11 protein-coding genes and 1 pseudogene are annotated in these 14,973 nt (G+C 73.6%); 7 read left to right on the forward strand and 5 right to left on the reverse strand.

From position 1 onward, the window contains the following. From PV343_RS29715 to PV343_RS29725, 3 genes are all read left to right on the forward strand, one after another. The coding region (locus tag PV343_RS29715) for a protein phosphatase 2C domain-containing protein (protein ID WP_415923523.1) at window positions 1-1,353 on the forward strand (1,353 nt) is incomplete at its 5' end. A 69-nt stretch (window positions 1,354-1,422) separates the two neighbouring features. Further along, a complete protein-coding gene (locus PV343_RS29720) occupies window positions 1,423-3,165 on the forward strand; it encodes a pyruvate dehydrogenase (RefSeq protein ID WP_319150119.1) in 1,743 nt (580 codons plus the stop codon). 328 nt (window positions 3,166-3,493) lie between these two features. Beyond that, entirely contained in the window at window positions 3,494-3,943 is a 450-nt protein-coding gene (locus tag PV343_RS29725; RefSeq protein WP_319150121.1) for an ATP-binding protein, read from the forward strand. A gap of 104 nt (window positions 3,944-4,047) precedes the next feature. Here PV343_RS29725 and PV343_RS29730 read toward each other — a convergent pair whose 3' ends face one another. After that, window positions 4,048-5,091 carry a DUF2637 domain-containing protein gene (locus PV343_RS29730; RefSeq protein ID WP_319150122.1) on the reverse strand — a complete coding sequence of 348 codons (1,044 nt, stop codon included), beginning with the start codon at window positions 5,089-5,091 and terminating at the stop codon, window positions 4,048-4,050. Between the two features lie 302 nt (window positions 5,092-5,393). Beyond that, window positions 5,394-6,231: pseudogene (locus PV343_RS29735) on the reverse strand ((2Fe-2S)-binding protein). Window positions 6,232-6,398: 167 nt separating this feature from the next. On the opposite strand from PV343_RS29735, the gene PV343_RS29740 reads away from it, so the two are divergent. Beyond that, window positions 6,399-7,199, forward strand: coding sequence for a GntR family transcriptional regulator (locus PV343_RS29740; RefSeq protein ID WP_319150123.1), 801 nt, complete (start codon window positions 6,399-6,401; stop codon window positions 7,197-7,199). Between the two features lie 137 nt (window positions 7,200-7,336). On the opposite strand, the gene PV343_RS29745 is transcribed toward PV343_RS29740, so the two are convergent. From PV343_RS29745 to PV343_RS29755, 3 genes are all read right to left on the reverse strand, one after another. Further along, a complete protein-coding gene (locus tag PV343_RS29745) occupies window positions 7,337-7,882 on the reverse strand; it encodes a DUF2231 domain-containing protein (RefSeq protein WP_319150124.1) in 546 nt (181 codons plus the stop codon). Between the two features lie 90 nt (window positions 7,883-7,972). Continuing rightward, complete coding sequence (locus PV343_RS29750; RefSeq protein ID WP_319150125.1) at window positions 7,973-8,755, reverse strand: hypothetical protein; 783 nt, start codon at window positions 8,753-8,755, stop codon at window positions 7,973-7,975. 151 nt (window positions 8,756-8,906) lie between these two features. Beyond that, complete coding sequence (locus PV343_RS29755) at window positions 8,907-10,580, reverse strand: PucR family transcriptional regulator (protein ID WP_319150126.1); 1,674 nt, start codon at window positions 10,578-10,580, stop codon at window positions 8,907-8,909. A gap of 347 nt (window positions 10,581-10,927) precedes the next feature. On the opposite strand from PV343_RS29755, the gene PV343_RS29760 reads away from it, so the two are divergent. From PV343_RS29760 to PV343_RS29770, 3 genes are read left to right on the forward strand one after another with little or no spacing between them, the layout of a single operon-like run. Continuing rightward, window positions 10,928-11,821 (forward strand): FAD binding domain-containing protein, encoded by an 894-nt coding sequence (locus tag PV343_RS29760; protein ID WP_319150127.1) that lies wholly within the window; start codon window positions 10,928-10,930, stop codon window positions 11,819-11,821. Beyond that, the gene (locus PV343_RS29765; RefSeq protein ID WP_319150128.1) at window positions 11,821-12,402 is read left to right on the forward strand and encodes a (2Fe-2S)-binding protein; all 582 of its coding nucleotides are present in this window, start codon (window positions 11,821-11,823) and stop codon (window positions 12,400-12,402) included. Before PV343_RS29760 ends, PV343_RS29765 begins: the two co-directional genes overlap by 1 nt. Before the next feature lies 1 nt (window position 12,403). Further along, the gene (locus PV343_RS29770; protein WP_319150129.1) at window positions 12,404-14,788 is read left to right on the forward strand and encodes a xanthine dehydrogenase family protein molybdopterin-binding subunit; all 2,385 of its coding nucleotides are present in this window, start codon (window positions 12,404-12,406) and stop codon (window positions 14,786-14,788) included. Window positions 14,789-14,973: the final 185 nt, after the last annotated feature.

The following is a 14,973-nucleotide window of genomic DNA, read 5'->3' on the forward strand; positions in this document are numbered from 1 at the left end:
CGGTACGCCGGACTCGTCTGCGCGTTCCAGCAACCTCGCCAGCGCCCCGGCACCGGGCAGGGCACGCCGCCTCCGCGACCGGCCCGCTGGACGTCCTTGCCCGCCGCACCCGCCACCGCCGCTCCCTGGGCCTCCCCGCCCGCCGCGTCGACACCCGCGCCCCCGGCGGACTCGCACCCGCCGGCCGGCCCCGTGCCCCCGGCCACCGTCACCCCGGCGGGCTCCCGGTCTCCGGCCGCCCCCGCAACCCCGGCCACCCCCGCGCCTCCGGCGGGCTCCCGGTCTCCGGCCGCCCCCGCAACCCCGCTCACCCCACCCGTCCCCGCCACCCCCTCAGCGCCTCCCGTCCCCGACCCCGCACCCCTCCCGTCCCCACCCCCCTCATCCCTCGACTACGTGGGCTCCGGGCCGCCCACCTACGACCCCGAGCCCACCGCGCTTCCCGCCGTCGATCCGGACGATCTCGCCGAGCTGGTTCCCGACACCGTGCTGGACGGGGCCCGGTACGGGGCCTGCACCTTGCGTGCGGTGTCGTTGCGCGGGGACTCGGCGCGGTACCGGGGTGAGCAGCGACGGGACGCGCTGCTCACCGCGCGGTTCGGGACGGGGGAGCAGGCGCTGGTGCTCGTGGCGGTGGCGACCGGCGCCCGGGCCACGCCGTACGCCCAGCTGGCGGCGGCCGAGGCGTGCCAGCTGATCGGGCGGGCCGTGGGCCGCAGCCACCAGCGGCTGGCGGAGGACATCAGGGCGGGGCGGCGCGGCGACCTGAAGTCGGGTCTGCACCGGCTGACCGACCGCGGTCTGGGCAAGCTGCGCGCCAGTGCCGTGGAGCAGGACCTCGACCCGGAGGAGTACGCGGCGAGCCTGCGCTGCCTGCTGCTGCCCGCCGACCCCGACTGCCGTACCCGGGTGTTCTTCGGCGTCGGCGACGGCGGTCTGTTCCGGCTGCGGGACGGCGAGTGGCAGGACATCGAGCCGCGGGTCGCGCCCGCCGACACCACCGGTGAACCCGTCCTGAGCTTCGGCTCACCGCCCGCCGAGACCCCGGAGGGCGACCGGCTCACCATGGACCTCGGCATCCCGACCCCGCCGAGCCCGTACGAGCCGGCGCCGGAGCCGCCGCGCGAGCCGTTCCGGTTCCGCGCCTCGGTAGCCCGCCCGGGTGATGTGCTCGTGATGGGCACGGAGGGGTTCGCCGAGCCGCTGCGCGGTGAGCCCGCGCTCTGCGCCTACCTGGCCCGCCGCTGGTCCGACCGCACCCCGCCCGGCCTCGCCGCGTTCCTGGCGGACGTCCAGGTGCGGGTGAAGGGCTACGCCGACGACCGTACGGCGGCGGCTGTGTGGGAGGCGTGATCGCGGACCCTGTGGATTGATGGACCGGGAGGGGCGGTTCCCGGGACAGCGAAGGGGCAGACGCGAGCCATGGCCAGACAGAACGTCGCCGAGCAGTTCGTCGACATCCTCGTCCGCGCGGGCGTGCGCCGTCTGTACGGCGTCGTGGGCGACAGCCTCAACCCCGTCGTGGACGCCGTGCGCCGCAACGCCGCCATCGACTGGATCCACGTACGGCACGAGGAGACGGCGGCCTTCGCGGCCGGTGCCGAGGCGCAGATCACCGGGCACCTGACGGCCTGCGCCGGTTCCTGCGGCCCGGGCAACCTGCACCTCATCAACGGCCTGTACGACGCCCACCGGTCCATGGCGCCGGTGCTGGCCCTCGCCTCGCAGATCCCCTCCAGCGAGATCGGCCTCGGCTACTTCCAGGAGACCCACCCGGACCGGCTGTTCCAGGAGTGCAGCCACTACAGCGAGCTGATCTCCAGCGCCAAGCAGATGCCCCGGCTGCTGCAGACCGCGATCCAGCACGCGGTCGGGCAGAGCGGCGTGAGCGTGGTCTCGCTGCCCGGTGACATCGCCGCCGAGCCCGCCCCGGAGAAGGCGGCGCAGAGCGCCCTGGTCACCTCCCGGCCCACCGTGCGGCCCGGCGACGCCGAGATCGACCGGCTCGTGGAGATGATCGACCAGGCGGGCCGGGTCACCCTGTTCTGCGGCAGCGGCACGGCCGGCGCGCACGCCGAGGTCATGCGGTTCGCCGAGCTGGTCAAGTCGCCCGTGGGCCACGCGCTGCGCGGCAAGGAGTGGATCCAGTACGACAATCCGTACGACGTCGGTATGAGCGGGCTGCTCGGGTACGGCGCCGCCTACGAAGCCACCCACGAGTGCGACCTGCTGATCCTGCTCGGCACCGACTTCCCGTACAACGCCTTCCTGCCCGACGACGTGCGGATCGCGCAGGTCGACGTGCGGCCCGAGGTCCTCGGCCGCCGCTCCCGGCTCGACCTGGCCGTGTGGGGCGACGTCCGCGAGACGCTGCGCTGCCTGATCCCGCGGGTGCGGGAGAAGACCGACCGGCGCTTCCTGGACCGGATGCTGAAGAAGCACGCCGACGCGCTGGAGGGCGTGGTCAAGGCGTACACCCGGAAGGTCGACCGGCACATCCCGATCCACCCCGAGTACGTGGCCGCGGTGCTCGACGAGACCGCCGACGACGACGCCGTGTTCACCGTCGACACCGGCATGTGCAACGTCTGGGCCGCCCGCTACATCTCGCCCAACGGCCGCCGCCGGATCATCGGTTCCTTCTCGCACGGCTCCATGGCCAACGCCCTGCCCATGGCGATCGGCGCCCAGTTCACCGACCGGCGCCGGCAGGTGATCTCCATGTCCGGCGACGGCGGCTTCGCCATGCTGATGGGCGACTTCCTGACGCTGGTCCAGTACGACCTGCCGGTCAAGGTGGTGCTGTTCAACAACTCCTCGCTCAGCATGGTCGAGCTGGAGATGCTGGTCGCCGGTCTGCCCTCGTACGGCACCACCAACGTCAACCCCGACTTCGCGGCCGTCGCCCGGGCCTGCGGCGCCTACGGGGTGCGGGTGGAGAAGCCCAAGCAGCTCGCCGGGGCGCTCCGGGACGCCTTCAAGCACAAGGGGCCGGCGCTGGTGGACATCGTCACCGACCCCAACGCCCTGTCGATCCCGCCGAGGATCAGCGCCGAGATGGTGACCGGGTTCGCGCTGTCGGCCTCGAAGATCGTGCTGGACGGCGGTGTCGGCCGCATGCTCCAGATGGCCCGCTCCAACCTGCGCAACGTGCCCAGGCCCTGAACCGGGGCCTCAAGGGACGTTTTCCGGCCAGTTTCACGCCCCGTGACGGACCGTCTGCGGCGCGTGCCGGACGGTTGTGACCGTCCGTGCTGGGGCCCCCGGGGCACGGTACGGCGGCCCTGCCGGGCGGGACACCGCCCGGACGGGGTCGGCGGGCCGGGCGAGAGGGCGGCCGGCCGTGGCCGAACAGAGGGACGTCCATGAGCCACCAGGACTGCCCGGTGGCCCGTTGGGCAAGGATCCCCGTGAACGTGTTCGACCAGGAGGGGCAGGGTCAAGCAGCGTGCGGGCGGGGGTCATGAAGAGGCAGGCACGAGGGGGCGGTCCCGTGGCCATCGGGGCCTCCTCGGCGAAGACGGGGGAAGAGTCCGACACCATCACCGAAGCGGCGCACCCGCCACCGCTCAGACGCAGACTGGGGCGCGCGGACCTCAGGGCGGTGCCCGAGGCCCGCAGGGAACTGCGCGAACTGCTGCGGCACTGGGGCAGGCCCGGCCGTTCGGAGATCGCCGAACTGCTCGCCAGCGAACTCGTGACCAACGCGCTCGTGCACACCGACGCCGACGCCGTGCTGATCGCGGTCGTCTCGGCGCGTGGACTGCGGGTGGAGGTACGGGACTTCGTGTCCCGCAGGCCGCTCCTGCGGGTGCCCGACCTGACCGAGGACACGCACGGCCGGGGCCTGCTCCTGGTGCAGTCCCTGGCGGACGCCTGGGGCGTCCGGCCGCACGGGGTGGGCAAGTCGGTGTGGTTCGAACTGGGCGCCGAGGCCGCCTGAGGGCGGTCCGTACGGACACGGGGCGGGGGCGCGACCCCTGATGGTCGCGCCCCCGCCCCGATGCCGGCCGCCCGTGTGCCGGGCGTGCTGGACGTTCCTGACGCCTAGCCGAACTGCTGCTCCAGGTCCTTCAGTTTGCGCTCCAGCGAGTCCAGGCGCGGCAGAGCCATCGTGTCGTCCTCCGCGGTGAGGTCGACGGTGACGGGCTCAGCGCTCTTGCGGACCGGCTGAAGGGAGGGCCGAGAGCGTACGGGCAGCTGCTCCGGCGCGGATATGGCAGGCTCCGCGGTCGCCTGCGCGGGGGCGCGCTCCACCGCCTGCACCTCGGCCTGCCGGCCGCCGCCGCGGCCGACGAAGCCGCGGTGGCCCCGGCTGATGGCCTTGAGCTGGGCGCGTTCCATGCGCTGCTGGTCGCGCCTGCGCCGGCGGGTCTCCTCCTTCTGCCTGCTGTCCTCGCGGACCTCCTCGACGGCCTCGTCCAGGCTGCGCACGCCCTCGAGGAGCATCAGCGACCAGGCCTTGTAGGTCTCGCGGGGGGCACGCAGCCAGCGCACTATCCGGATCTGCGGCAACGGGCGCGGCACCAGGCCCTGTTCGCGCAGCGCGGCCCGGCGGGTCTGCTTCAGCGCCCGGTCGAACAGCACGGCGGCGGACAGGGACATGCCGGAGAAGAACTGCGGTGCGCCCGCGTGGCCGACGCCCCTCGGCGCGTGCACCCAGTTGAACCAGGCCGCCGCCGCGGCGAACATCCACACGAGTATCCGGGAGCCGAGGGCCGCGTCGCCGTGGCTGGCCTCGCGCACCGCCAGGACGGAGCAGAACATCGCCGCGCCGTCCAGGCCGAACGGCACCAGGTACTGCCAGCCGTCGGTCAGGCCCAGGTTCTGCTCACCGAAGCCGACCAGGCCGTGGAAGGACAGCGCGGCCGCCACCGCCGCACAGCAGAAGAGGAGGACGTAGGAGGCCGTGCCGTAGACGGCCTCCTTGCGCCGGCGGCGCTCCTCGCTGCGCTCCCACGAGTCGTCCGCGCTCGCGTTCTCCCCGGAGGAGCGCTTTCCGCGCGCGAGCACCGCAACCGCCGCCAGCATGCCCAGGAGCAGTACGGCGCCGGGAAGCAGCCAGTTCAGCGATATGTCGGTCAGTCTCATCAGGGGTCCCTTGCATTGGGATAGGGCGTAACGCCCGCCATAGTGGCCCACTCCCGACGGCCCTCAGGGGGTTTCGGGGCAAGAGGCCGCCAAGGAGGTGCAAGGGGATGCCCAGGGCGACGTTCTGCTCGAACTGCCGTATGAGGGACGGAAGTTGAGTTCGAACAAGACTACCCGTACGGATGGTTCCCGGGAAAGTTCCCGAGGGCTGTGAGGAAGTTGTGAACTATTGTCCGGCACACGGGTGGCTCGATCGCGGTGATCTTAGTCGACCGGGTGCCCGCCGCCGACCTGAGGGTCCCTCAGGCGGCCGCCCCGGCAGTCGACTTGGCGACACGGTCACTGTCGCAGCTGCGCGGGCAGGTGGCGCAGGTGTCCTCCGGCCGGACGGTGTAGAACATGCAGCAGCTCGCCCGGTCCCGGGTGGGCAGCGGTTCGCCGGCCGGCCCGGTCAGCACCCGGAACGCGGCCGCGCCCACGTACGGCCGGGTCGCCCCCGGCAGCAGCAGCTCCAGCTCCCGCACCGCCCGCGCCTCCTCGGTCCCGCCCAGCAGCCGGGCGACGTACCACAGCCCCTCCACGACCTCGTCGGTCGCCATGCCCCACAGCGCCCGCCCGCGCCGCCGCATCCGCGGCCCGAAGGCGGCGAGCACCGGCTCCAGGTGCTCGGCGACGGCCGCGCGCACCTCGGCCCGCAGCGCCTCCTCGTCGTCGACCACGACGGCGCCGGGCAGCGCGGCCGCCGGGTCGCCGGGCAGGCAGGCGAAGGAGGCGGGACGCACGGCCATGCGTCCGGCGACGCGGTCGTAGGAGACATGCGTCACGGGCAGCCGGGGCACCCGGCGGTGCAGGAACCACGGAACGGTGATCAGCAGGGAGGCGGGCCACGCGTAGCGGTGCAGACCGAAGCCGGCCACGACGTCCGGCCGGGCGGGGCGCCCGTGGTCCCGCAGCACCTGCGCCTCGTCCCAGGCGAGGAAGGCGTCGAGCTCGCAACCGCCGCGCGAGCCCGGCGGTGGTGAGCCATCCGTCACCCCGCGGCAGCGGATCCGCCGGTCCGAGCACGGTCACGGCCGGGCCGGCGCCGGTCCCGGCGAGGCGGGCGTAGGCGACGGAGAGCGGCGAGGCCGCAGCGGGCATGGCGGTCCCTCCGGTCCAGGGGCGGGGGCGGGCTGTGCAGGTAAGCCTAACCTTACTCACTCGTCGGGAAGTTTGAAGTGCCGCCTTGTGCGCCTAAGGTGCTTGACGGACAAGTAACAACCCGCCGTTAATGACCCCTAAGTGCCGGCGGCCCGGAGGAGGAGCCCGTGGAACAGGGCGTGCAGGGCGCCGCCGAGGCGCGGGCCCACGCCGGGCCGCAGGGCGCTGCCGCCCGGGTGCCGGCGCAGGCGCGCGCGGCCGACCCGGTCCGCGAGCGCGACGCCGGCCTGCCGGGCGTCCGGGGCGAGCACACGCACGGCGAGGCGCCGCTCCCGCGGCCGCGGGTCGTGCAGCGCTCCTCGGTGCGCGGCCAGATCCTGGACGCGCTGCGCACCTCCCTGGTGGCGGGCGAGCTGAAGCCCGGCGAGGTCTACTCGGCGCCGGTGCTCGGCGAGCGGTTCGGGGTGTCCGCGACACCGGTGCGCGAGGCCATGCAGCAGCTCGCGCTGGAGGGCGCCGTCGAGGTCGTGCCCAACCGCGGCTTCCGGGTCGTCGAACGGGGGGCGCGGGAACTGGCCGAGCTGGCCGAGGTGCGGGCGCTCATCGAGGTCCCCGTGATGCTGCGGCTCGCCCGTACGGTGCCCGGGGAGCGGTGGGCCGCCCTGCGTCCGGTCGCCGAGGCGACGGTGCGTGCCGCCTCCTCCGGCTGCCCCGCGACGTACGCCGAGTCCGACCGGGCCTTCCACCGCGCGATGCTGTCCCTCTCCGGCAACGAGCAGCTCGTGCAGGTCGCTGACGACCTGCACCGGCGCGCGCAGTGGCCGCTGGTCGGGGGACCGGTCCGGCAGCGCCGGGCGGACCTGCTGGCGGACGCGGCGGAGCACACGGCGCTGCTGGACGCGCTCGTCGCACGCGACCTCGACGTGGTGCGCGGCCTGGTCGGCGAGCACTTCGCCGGCGCGGTCTGACGCTTCCGCGTGCCGCGTCAGGTCTCCAGGGTTCCCGTCCCCGGTCGACCGTCTTCAGTCGACTGTTTCCGGTCGACCGTCTGCATTCGACCGTCTGCAGACGACTGTCTCCGGTTCCGCGCCCGGGGCACGACTGCTCAGGAACCGTCCCCCGAGCCGTGCGCGCTCTTCGAGTAGGCGTCGTGCCAGGCCGCCTTCGCGCCGGAGTCACCGATCCGGTACACGTCGACGACCGCCCCGGCCGCCACGGCCAGCGACAGGACGGCGACCACGATCCGCACCGGCAGCGCCGCCGTCCGGCCGGCGCGCGCCGTACCCGTCGAACCCGTCGACTCCAGGTCCTCGCCGGGCACCGCCCTCTTCGTGCCGCGCGCCGTCCACCACACGACCGCCGCCAGGACGAACAGGCCCAGCGCCCACGGCAGCAGCCCGTCGCCCAGCTCGGTGTGCCGCCGGACCAGCGCGTCGGCCTCGACGTGCCGCTCGAGCCATTCGCCGGCCTGGGTGGTCAGGGGCACGCTGACCAGGGCGGCGAGGGCGAGCCCGGGCAGCAGCACCCCCAGCCGGCGGGCCGCCCGGGGCCACAGTGCGGCGGCCACCAGCGCCAGCGCGGTCAGCGGTATCAGCACGACGACGACGTGCACCAGCAGCACATGGGCCGGCAGGCCGTTGACCAGACTCATGGGGACACTCCTGAGGGGGGCGGGGGCTCGGGGCGCGCCAGCGTGGCACAGGAAGCTCTCAGTTGCCTCTGAGTGCGCCCTCGGCCCCGGCTACGCCGTGGCCGCCCCCGGAGCCGGCGGCGCCAACTGGCGGGCCAGCCAGGTCGGTACGCCCCCCAGCAGCCGGAACAGCCGTCCGGCCTCCTCCCGCAGCCGGGACGCCTCCGGCTCGGACTCCGCGTCCGCCAGGGAGGCCAGCGCCGGGGCCGTGCCCACCAGGTAGCCCAGCTCCTCGCGGATCCGCAGGGACTCGGCGAAGCCGTGCCGTGCCTCGGTCAACTCGCCGTCCCGCAGGGCGAGTCCGGCCAGATGGCGCCAGGTGAAGGAGAGCAGCAGCGGGTCGGCGTGCGCGGTGGCGCCCGCGTGCGCCCGGCGGTAGGCCGCACGGGCCGCCTGCGGGGAGCGGGCCAGGTTCTCGGCCAGCAGGCCCCGGCGGAAGTCCAGCAGCGCCCGGCCCGCGGCCCCCGGGGCGATCAGCGCCGCCGCCCGGCCCAGTGCCGCCCGCGCCTCGTCCGCCCGGTCGCGTACCCCGTGCAGGGTGGCCGCGTAGGCGAGCTGGCCGCGTTCGCAGGCGGCCGCCCCGCGCTCCTCGTCGGTGTGCGCCAGCGCCTCGGCCGTGCGCAGGGCGTCCTCCGCCTCCTCCCAGCCCCGCTCGGTGTACAGGCACCGTTCGACCAGCAGCGTGGCCCGCTGCAGGGCCAGGGCCGGGGTGTCCGGTGGCAGCAGGGCCGCGGCGTCGGCCCAGCAGGCCCGCGAGCGCAACCGCCATACCGCGGTCTGGAGTGGATCGTCACCGGCGGTCGTTCCATTACCAGACATGGCGGAATGCGCCACGTTGCCCTCCCCGAGCACGCCGTTGAGCTGTTGAGTGGTGGCGGCATTCCAGCACCAATGCCGGTGCCGGGCCAAGAGGGTGGGTGAAAGTTTTCACAAAGTAGGGGCCCGATGGCGTGACTTGATCGCCCGGCGTCACGCCCCGCCGGGTTCAGCTCATGCGCAGGGCCAGGAAGAAGTCCAGCTTGTCCTCCAGGCGCGAGAGGTCACGCCCCGTCAACTGCTCGATCCGCCCGACCCGGTAGCGCAGCGTGTTGACGTGCAGGTGGAGCCGGGTGGCGCAGCGGGTCCAGGAGCCGTCGCAGTCGAGGAAGGCCTCCAGGGTCGGGATCAGCTCGGCGCGGTGGCGGCGGTCGTAGTCCTTCAGCGGGTCCAGCAGGCGGGCCGTGAAGGCGCGGCGGACGTCGTCCGGGACGAACGGCAGCAGCAGGACGTGGCTGGCCAGTTCCTGGTGGCCGGCCGCGCAGACCCGGCCGGGACGGGCCGCGGCGACCCGGCGGGCGTGCCGGGCCTCCTCCAGGGCGCCGCGCAGCCCCTCGGCGGAGTGCACGGCCGCGCTGACGCCGAGGGTGAGCCGCCCGTCGTCGTTCAGGCCCGCCGACAGCGGTTCCCGTACGGTCTGCAGCAGCGCGTCGGCGAGCAGGCCGGTCTCCGAGCCGTCGTGCTCTGCGGTCACCGCGGGCAGCGGGACCAGGGCGATCGCCTCGTCCCCGGTGTGGGCGACGGCGATCCGGTCCGAGGGTTCGGGGCCAGTGGCCAGCGGGTCGACCAGGATCTCCTCCAGCAGCGACTGCGCCACCGGACCGCCCTCGACCTCGGCTCCCTCCCACTCGACCCGGGCCACGACCACCTGCCAGTGCGGGGCCGCGCCGAGCCCGGGCAGCAGCACCGGCGCCGCGACCCGCAGCCGGGCGGCGATCTCGGCGGGCGCGGCACCCGTCTGCACCAGCTCCAGCACCTCCTGCGCGAGCCTGCGGCGGACGGTGCGCGCCGCGTCACGGCGGTCCCGCTCGACGGCGATCAGCTGGGTGACGCCCTGCAGCAGGTCCAGGCGCTCCTCCGGCCAGTCCCCGGCGTCCGCCTCGACCGCCAGCAGCCAGTCCGACAGCACCGACTCGCGCACGTCGCGGGCGGCCTGCGGGGCGCGCCCGGAGGAGCGGATCGGGAAGAGGGAGTACGTCGTCCCGGCGAGCAGGACGCGGTGCGGTCCGCGGCGGCCCGTGCGGGCGGCGGCCAGGTGCTCGGCGGCCAGGCCCGCGCAGGTCTCGGCGGGCAGCGCCGGGCCGCCGAGCTTCGAGCCCGCGATCAGCCGGCCGGTGGGCGAGAGCACCCAGGCGCGCAGGTCCAGGTCGGTGCCGAGCAGGTCGAGCACCACGTCGGGGCCGCCGCCCGCCGGGCCCGAGGTCATCATCCGGCGGTGCCGGTCCACCACCGCCGCCAGGTCGCCGGCCCGCTCGCCGGAGACCTGCCGTACGACGTGCTCGGTGATCGAGGCGAACGCCACCGACTCGTGCACCGCGAACAGCGGCAGCCGGTGCCGCGCGCAGGCCAGGACCAGGTCGTCGGGCACATCGCCCAGCTCGGCCTCGCCCGCCGCCAGCGCCGCCACCCCGGCCTGCACCAGGAGGCGTACGAACGGTTCGGAGTCGTGGGCGTCCCGCCGCCAGGCCAGGCCGGTGAGCACCAGCTCCCCGCCGGAGAGGTAGCGGCTCGGGTCGCGCAGGTCGGTGGTCATGACCCCGCGTACGGAGCGGTCCAGCTCGTCCTCGCCGCCGAGCAGCCGCAGCCCCAGCGCGTCGGTGTCCAGCAGTGCGCGCAGCCGCATCTCGTCGCCGCCGTCCTTTGTCTCGAAAACTACGATGAATCCCGGTGGGAGGGACCCGTGAGTCACCCGGTGCGCGGGTGCGCGGGCCGGCCGGACGGGGCCGTCCGGGCCGCCTCCCGCGTTTCCCGGGGAATTCGGAGAGGTGACCGATGACCTCCGTTCATACGAATCTACAAGATGCCCGCCGTGGCCAGCCAACTCCTTCATGGTTTCGGTGACTGACCCCGCCGGAGTACGCAGCGGTGTACTGAGTCCACTCCGCGTTAACAGCACATGAACGAGCCGGGCCCGCCGCACACGGATTGGCTCATCTGTTACGACTCACGAGACGAAGAAGAGAGCCGGTCATGGACTTCCTTCGCCCCGCCAGCTGGGAGGAGGCGCTCGCCGCGAAGGCCGAGCACCCCACCGCTGTGCCGATTGCGGGTGGCACCGACGTGATGGTCGAGATCAACTTCGACCACCGCCGGCCCGAGTACCTGCTCGACCTCAACCGCGTCGGCGACCTCTACGAGTGGGAGGTCGGCGAGGACACCGTACGGCTGGGCGCCTCCGTCCCGTACACCCGGATCATGGAGAACCTCCGGGCCGAGCTGCCGGGCCTCGCGCTCGCCTCGCACACGGTCGCCTCCCCGCAGATCCGCAACCGCGGCGGCGTCGGCGGCAACCTCGGCACGGCCTCGCCCGCCGGCGACGCCCACCCCGCGCTGCTCGCGGCGGGCGCCGAGGTCGAGGTGGAGTCGGCGGCCCGCGGCACCCGGCTGATCCCGATCGACGCCTTCTACACCGGCGTCAAGCGCAACGCCCTGCAGCCCGACGAGCTGATCCGCGCCGTGCACGTCGCCAAGGCCGACGGCCCGCAGCAGTACTCCAAGGTCGGCACCCGCAACGCCATGGTGATCGCCGTGTGCGCCTTCGGCCTCGCGCTGCACCCCGCGACCCGGACCGTGCGCACCGGTATCGGCTCGGCCGCGCCCACGCCCGTGCGGGCCAAGACCGCCGAGGAGTTCCTGAACGCGGCCTTGGAGGAGGGCGGCTTCTGGGACAACGGAAAGATCATCACCCCGTCGGTCGCCAAGCAGTTCGCGGAGCTGTGCTCCGGCGCCTGCAACCCGATCGACGACGTCCGGGGCACCGCGAGCTACCGCCGCCACGCGGTCGGTGTGATGGCCCGCCGGACGCTCACCTGGACCTGGGAGTCGTACCGCGGCGCCCGCCGCGCATCTGAGGGAGCTGCGTAATGCGCGTCAACTTCACCGTCAACGGACGTCCGCAGGAGGCCGACGACGTCTGGGAGGGCGAGTCCCTGCTGTACGTGCTGCGCGAGCGCCTCGGCCTGCCCGGCTCCAAGAACGCCTGCGAACAGGGCGAGTGCGGCTCCTGCACCGTGCGCCTGGACGGCGTCCCGGTCTGCTCCTGCCTGGTCGCGGCCGGCCAGGCCGAGGGCCGCGACGTCGTGACCGTCGAGGGCCTCGCCGACTTCGCCCGCCAGCGCGCCGAGGGCGGCTGCGCGAGCGGCGCCTGCGGCACCACCCTGGACGAAGCCAAGGGCTGGCAGGCCAAGGGCACCGACTCGCAGACCGGCGAGGGCACCGCACTGGCTCCGATCCAGCAGGCGTTCATCGACGCCGGTGCCGTCCAGTGCGGCTTCTGCACCCCCGGCCTGCTCGTCGCCGCCGACGAGATGCTGGAGCGCAACCCGAACCCGACCGACGCGGACATCCGCGAGGCGCTGTCGGGCAACCTGTGCCGCTGCACGGGCTACGAGAAGATCATGGACGCGGTCCGCCTGGCCGCCGCCCGCCAGTCCGAGGGGGTCTGACATGCCGGCCAACGGCGCTCCTACGAAGATCACGCAGGGCTCGCAGACCAAGGGCGGCATCGGCGAGTCCACGCTCCGCCCCGACGGCACCCTCAAGGTCACCGGTGAGTTCGCGTACTCGTCCGACATGTGGCACGAGGACATGCTCTGGGGCCAGATCCTGCGCTCCACCGTCGCGCACGCCGAGATCGTCTCCATCGACACCGGCGAGGCCCTGGCCACCCCGGGCGTCTACGCGGTCCTGACCTACGACGACCTGCCCACCGCGGTGAAGAACTACGGCCTGGAGATCCAGGACACCCCGGTCCTCGCCCACGGCAAGGTGCGCCACCACGGCGAACCGGTCGCGATCGTCGCCGCCGACCACCCGGAGACGGCCCGCCGCGCCGCCGCCAAGATCAAGGTCGAGTACCGGGAACTGCCCGTCATCACCGACGAGGCATCCGCGACCGCCCCGGACGCGATCCTCGTCCACGAGGGCCGCGACGACCACCACGCCGGGCACGTCCCGCACCCCAACATCGTGCACCGCCAGCCGATCGTCCGCGGCGACGCGGACGCGGCCGCCCGCCGCGCCGACGTGATCGTCAGGGGCGAGTACACCTTCGGCATGCAGGACCAGGCCTTCCTCGGCCCCGAGTCCGGCCTCGCCGTGCCCGAGGAGGACGGCGGCGTCCACCTCTACGTCGCCACCCAGTGGCTCCACTCCGACCTGCGCCAGATCGCCCCCGTCCTCGGCCTGCCCGAGGACAAGGTGCGCATGACGCTCTCCGGTGTCGGCGGCGCGTTCGGCGGCCGCGAGGACCTGTCCATGCAGATCCACGCCTGCCTGCTGGCACTGCGCACCGGCAAGCCGGTGAAGATCGTCTACAACCGGTTCGAGTCCTTCTTCGGGCACGTCCACCGCCACCCGGCCAAGCTCTACTACGAGCACGGGGCGACGCGCGACGGCAAGCTGACCCACATGAAGTGCCGGATCGTCCTGGACGGCGGCGCCTACGCCTCCGCCTCCCCGGCCGTCGTCGGCAACGCCTCGTCCCTGTCGGTCGGCCCCTACGTCGTCGACGACGTCGACATCGAGGCCATCGCCCTCTACACCAACAACCCGCCCTGCGGCGCCATGCGCGGCTTCGGCGCCGTCCAGGCGTGCTTCGCCTACGAGGCGCAGATGGACAAGCTGGCGGCCGAACTCGGCATGGACCCGGTGAAGTTCCGGCAGTTCAACGCGATGGAGCAGGGGACGATCATGCCGACCGGGCAGCCGGTCGACTCCCCGGCCCCGGTGGCCGAACTGCTGCGCCGGATCAAGGCGATGCCGCTGCCGCCCGAGCGCCAGTGGGAGTCCAGCGAGGGCGCCGACGTACGGCAGCTGCCCGGCGGCCTGTCCAACACCACGCACGGCGAGGGCGTCGTACGGGGCGTCGGCTACGCGGTCGGCATCAAGAACGTCGGCTTCTCCGAGGGCTTCGACGACTACTCGACGGCCAAGGTGCGCATGGAGGTCGTGGGCGGCGAGCCCGTCGCCACCGTGCACACCGCGATGGCGGAGGTCGGCCAGGGCGGCGTCACCGTCCACGCGCAGATCGCCCGCACCGAGCTCGGCGTCGCCCAGGTGACCATCCACCCCGCCGACACCCAGGTCGGCAGCGCCGGCTCCACCTCGGCCTCCCGGCAGACGTACGTCACCGGCGGCGCCGTGAAGAACGCCTGCGAGCTGGTCCGCGAGAAGGTCCTGGAGATCGGCCGGCGCAAGTTCGGCACCTACCACCCGGCCTGGGCGACGGCCGAACTCCTGCTGGAGGGCGGCAAGGTCGTCACCGACGGCGGCGAGGTCCTCGGCGACCTGGCCGACGTGCTGGAGGGCGAGACCGTCGAGATCGAGGCCGAGTGGCGGCACCGGCCGACCGAGGCCTTCGACCTGCGCACCGGCCAGGGCAACGGGCACGTCCAGTACTCCTTCGCCGCGCACCGCGCGGTCGTCGAGGTCGACACCGAACTCGGCCTGGTCAAGGTCATCGAACTGGCCTGCGCCCAGGACGTCGGCAAGGCGCTCAACCCGCTCTCCGTCATCGGCCAGATCCAGGGCGGCACGACGCAGGGTCTGGGCGTGGCGGTGATGGAGGAGATCATCGTCGACCCGAAGACCGCCAAGGTCAGGAACCCCTCCTTCACGGACTACCTGATCCCCACCATCCTCGACACGCCGACCATCCCGGTCGACGTGCTCGAACTCGCCGACGACCACGCCCCGTACGGACTGCGCGGCATCGGCGAGGCCCCGACCCTGTCGTCCACCCCGGCCGTCCTCGCGGCGATCCGGAACGCGACCGGGCTGGAGCTCAACCGCACTCCGGTACGGCCCGAGCACCTGACGGGAACCGCGTAACACCCCACAGCACTCCGGGCGGCGCAGGGAACGTCACACACTCCGCAGCGCCGCCCGGGGGAACCCTCCTTCGAGTACCGCACCGCTCGCGGCCTTGAAGTACCAGGCAACACGTTCGTCTCGGGCCGTCCCCCGGGTCGTCCATTCCCAAATCCCGTGCCCGTAAAGGCGGTTGCGCGGGTGCC

This window comes from Streptomyces sp. WI03-4A (genome assembly GCF_033792105.1).
Lineage (GTDB): Bacteria > Actinomycetota > Actinomycetes > Streptomycetales > Streptomycetaceae > Streptomyces > Streptomyces collinus_A.

What these genes read in the sequence shown, in the direction of transcription:
- PV343_RS29730 (WP_319150122.1), bottom strand. Translation starts at nt 5,091, where the DNA reads ATGAGACTGACCGACATATCGCTGAACTGGCTGCTTCCCGGCGCCGTA.
- PV343_RS29765 (WP_319150128.1), top strand. Translation starts at nt 11,821, where the DNA reads ATGCGCGTCAACTTCACCGTCAACGGACGTCCGCAGGAGGCCGACGAC.
- PV343_RS29760 (WP_319150127.1), top strand. Translation starts at nt 10,928, where the DNA reads ATGGACTTCCTTCGCCCCGCCAGCTGGGAGGAGGCGCTCGCCGCGAAG.
- PV343_RS29770 (WP_319150129.1), top strand. Translation starts at nt 12,404, where the DNA reads ATGCCGGCCAACGGCGCTCCTACGAAGATCACGCAGGGCTCGCAGACC.
- PV343_RS29745 (WP_319150124.1), bottom strand. Translation starts at nt 7,882, where the DNA reads ATGAGTCTGGTCAACGGCCTGCCGGCCCATGTGCTGCTGGTGCACGTC.
- PV343_RS29720 (WP_319150119.1), top strand. Translation starts at nt 1,423, where the DNA reads ATGGCCAGACAGAACGTCGCCGAGCAGTTCGTCGACATCCTCGTCCGC.
- PV343_RS29755 (WP_319150126.1), bottom strand. Translation starts at nt 10,580, where the DNA reads ATGCGGCTGCGCGCACTGCTGGACACCGACGCGCTGGGGCTGCGGCTG.